Source organism: Chamaesiphon sp. VAR_48_metabat_403 (assembly GCF_031422475.1).
GTDB lineage: Bacteria > Cyanobacteriota > Cyanobacteriia > Cyanobacteriales > Chamaesiphonaceae > Chamaesiphon.
The window spans coordinates 1-3452 of the sequence record NZ_JANPLS010000273.1 but is presented as its reverse complement, the minus strand read 5'-3'; the positions used below and the strand labels follow the sequence as shown (position 1 = coordinate 3452).

At 43.9% G+C, this 3452-nt stretch carries 3 protein-coding genes and 1 pseudogene; 1 reads left to right on the top strand and 3 read right to left on the bottom strand.

Annotated elements, in window-relative coordinates:
• Positions 1-213 (bottom strand): annotated as a pseudogene (locus tag RMO79_RS12600) (response regulator); the annotation flags it as partial.
• A 434-nt stretch (positions 214-647) separates the two neighbouring features.
• Here RMO79_RS12600 and RMO79_RS12595 point away from each other — a divergent pair.
• Positions 648-1520, top strand: a complete 873-nt coding sequence (locus RMO79_RS12595; protein ID WP_310483512.1) for an SIMPL domain-containing protein — start codon at positions 648-650, stop codon at positions 1518-1520.
• Positions 1521-1593: 73 nt separating this feature from the next.
• Here the strand turns inward: RMO79_RS12595 and RMO79_RS12590 are convergent, their stop codons facing one another.
• Both RMO79_RS12590 and hslO read right to left on the bottom strand, forming a co-directional pair.
• Positions 1594-2328 (bottom strand): ATP-grasp domain-containing protein, encoded by a 735-nt coding sequence (locus RMO79_RS12590; RefSeq protein WP_310483511.1) that lies wholly within the window; start codon positions 2326-2328, stop codon positions 1594-1596.
• 230 nt (positions 2329-2558) lie between these two features.
• Positions 2559-3452, bottom strand: an 894-nt coding sequence (hslO, locus tag RMO79_RS12585) for an Hsp33 family molecular chaperone HslO (RefSeq protein ID WP_310483510.1), incomplete at its 5' end; no start/stop codon positions are given.

Below are 3452 nucleotides of genomic sequence, written 5' to 3'. Positions count from 1 at the left end.
CGCAAATTCGCTTAAATTAAAATCAGGATGATGTCGCCTAGTCAAATAGGTTAAGCGTTCTTTTTGACCGAGAGTACTAGTTGCAAAATGCAGCTTACCATTGCCAAAGTAAGCTTCCCAAGTTATCGAAGCATCTAACGGATCTCTGACAATCAGTTGTCCCGATAATTCTTGTTGGATGATATCTTTTAATGCTTCAACAACTCTAGTCATCGCTGGTATTGGTATATTTTAACTAATTTTGTCGAGCTAAGATGGTTCGACTTTACCGCAGGTTGAATATTTTGAATAAACAGCAAATATACCTCGCCCGCTCTTGATGTATTAAATAGTTAGTAAGGACTTATTTAACAGTAATAAAATAAACTACATATTTCACCAGATAGATTGGCAACTGGTGGTAAGTATGATTGGTGAATTTACGTAGACGAGTGGGATCGCTCTCTATCTAATATGCCCACGAACGAGGCGATTTACACATGCGATCGATTATCGAGATTATCTAGTAGTTGGCGCAGTTAATGGGGATATTTAGATCTGACAAAGTAGTGACTCAATCGTAATCACCAAGGCGGTTTGGATGGAAACATGTTGACTTGCCAGACAGTCATCAATCTTAACTATCGAATGGTCAAACAATTCCCCGAATGAACAAAATTCAACAGTGGCTCAAACCTACCACGAACCGCCCTCAAATCGATCGAATGGCGGAAATTGAAGTTCTGGGCGATTGCGTTGCAAACGTCTCTTGCACTGCCTTACAGCCGCTAGAACCAAATCAAAATCGTCACACGTTCGATCTCAAACCAGCACTATCGATATTACTAACAGCTAGTTTTGTGCTGCTAGTTGGCATCGCACCTGGAAATACTCAAACTCAAGAGCGCAAGCCAAATCGCACTATTACAGCCAGTGGTAAAGGTATTGTTACTATCCCTACTACCATCGCGCAAATTCGCCTCGCGATCGAAGTTTCGGGCAAAACTCCGACTGGCACCCAACAGGAAGCCGCCAAACGGGCAACGCAGGTACTAAACTTTTTAAAAACCCAACAAATAGAGAAGCTTCAAACCACAGGCATTACTCTCAATCCGAATTATAATTATCCCCCTAACGCTACTCCGAAACTGACTGGCTATACCGCCACCAATAGTATTAGTTTTCGGGTGACAAACGAACGTGCGGGGGCGATTCTCGATGCTGCTGTTAAAAATGGTGCGACGCGGATTGAGGGGGTAAATCTGGTTGCTAGCGAGCAGGCGATTTCTACCGCGCAACTTCAGGCTCTCAAACAAGCAACTCAAGACGCACAGCGTCAAGCCGATGCTGTACTAGAAGCCCTAAGTCTCAAACGCAAGGAAGTCATCGGGGTTAGAATCGATAGCGCATCTAATCCGGTACCGATTGTGATGTCGCAAGCCGCATTCAGCGACAGGGCGAGTAAGCCCGCTCCGACGACTCCAGTTGTTGGTGGCGAACAACAAGTTGAAGCAGCGGTGACGCTGGATATTGGTTACTAAGTTAGTGAATAGTGGATAGATCTGTAGGTTGGGTAGAGCAAGGCGAAACCCAACACACTCAATCTCCAGTTATTTAAAAGTTGCCATAATCTTTGGTGTTGGTTAATTGTGCCCATCTTGCCGATAAAAATCGAGCGTAATCGATCGGCACTAATCCATAAGCTCCAACAGAATAACCATCATTTACTTCAACTAATAAAGTTTTACCGCTGGCTGTCAAGCCAAAATCGAGCGCGTAACTGGCTGGTGCCGATATATATGCAGCTACCGCAGCTTTAATAATATTCGGATCGAAATGTAAGCCCCAATCGCCTCGATATCGACGAACATCGAGGATTTCTTTATACCTAACAAAACATCGCCATTCTGCTAAAAAATTAACTGGTTCGGAACACCAAATTTCAGTATCTTGGAGTTCGTCTCCGCAACCAATAAGATCTTTAGGGCTGTTGATTACTCTACCTTTGAACTTCTTAAATTCTTGTGCTGGCTTAATAAATATGTTCCAAAATTCGGGATGTTTGGCGATATAATTGACATTCGATCGCCATAACTTGCGATCGAGAAACTTCTCTAACTCTGGTGGATAATTAATCTCTACAGGTGGTTCGATCTTGAGTGCGATTAAGGCTTTGTGAATATCATCGCCAAAGCCGACTACTAATGAATCTGGTTCTAAATCGGTTAAATTATCGATAGATTCACATGGCATTATTTCCCAGCCCATTTGCCTAAAGCCTTCATAAGCCACCGCAAAATTAGCACTGGCAAATTCTCGATCGGTATTATAGCGGATATAAACTTCCATTAGATTTATAGCAGTCCTAAATTATTTGTGAGCTGCGAGTTGGGTGTTATTTTAACCGCAGAGGCGCAGCGATTTGCGCTCGTCGGGTTTCCCGACGGTTTAGCAAATAAAGACAGAGAGCGCAGAGAGAAGAACAAGAATTATCATAAATCATTTAAAATTACTATATTAATTAAGAAGTAGGGGCAATTCATGAATTGCCCCTACTTCAGATATCAACTATTATCTAATTAATTCTGAAGTTGTAATTCTCCGACTAACTTAGCCAGCTTTTCTTCACTAACGTGATAGACTTCTCCGCAAAAATCGCAGGTAGCTTCAGCACCTTTATCGGTGGCGATCATATCCTGAAGTTCGTCAGTTCCTAATAATTTGAGTGCGCCTAACATCCGTTGCTCGGAGCAAGGACAGTCAAATTTTAGCTCCTTTTCATCAGGAAAGATTTTGAGATCTAAATCGCCTAAAAGTTCCTCTAAAATCTCTGGTAAATCTTTCCCAGATTGTAGCAAGGGCGTAAAACCTTGCAAGCCGCTGACTCGCGATTCTAATAGCGTTACTAATGACTCATCTTGTGCGGCTTTTGGTAAAACTTGAATCAAGATGCCGCCCGCAGATTGGACGCTGTGAGTATTCATCGATACTCCTAATACCAACGCCGAAGGAGTTTGCTCGGAGCTAAATAAATAGTTAGCCACATCGTCGCCAACTTCGCCCGATACTAACTCGACAGTACTAGAATACGGGCGACCATAGCCCAAATCTCGAAACACATAAACAAAACCTTCACTGCCGATCGCACCACCGACATCTAGTTTACCAGCCGCATTGAGCGGTACTTCGATATAAGGATTATTGACATAGCCTCGGACGGTACCATCTACCCCAGCATCTACCATTAACCCACCTAAGGGGCCATTTCCTTTGAGCCGGAGATTGACGCGGGCAAATTTGGTTTTCATCCCCGATGTTAGCAGCAATCCCGCCGTCATCGCCCGTCCGAGCGCGTCTGTGGCTACTGCGGAGAGTCGATGTCTAACTCTGGCTGTTTCGGTGAGGCTGGTGGTAATTGCCCCTACTGCTCGAATTCCCCCACCTGCTGCTGTTGCGCGAATCAGTCGATCGGT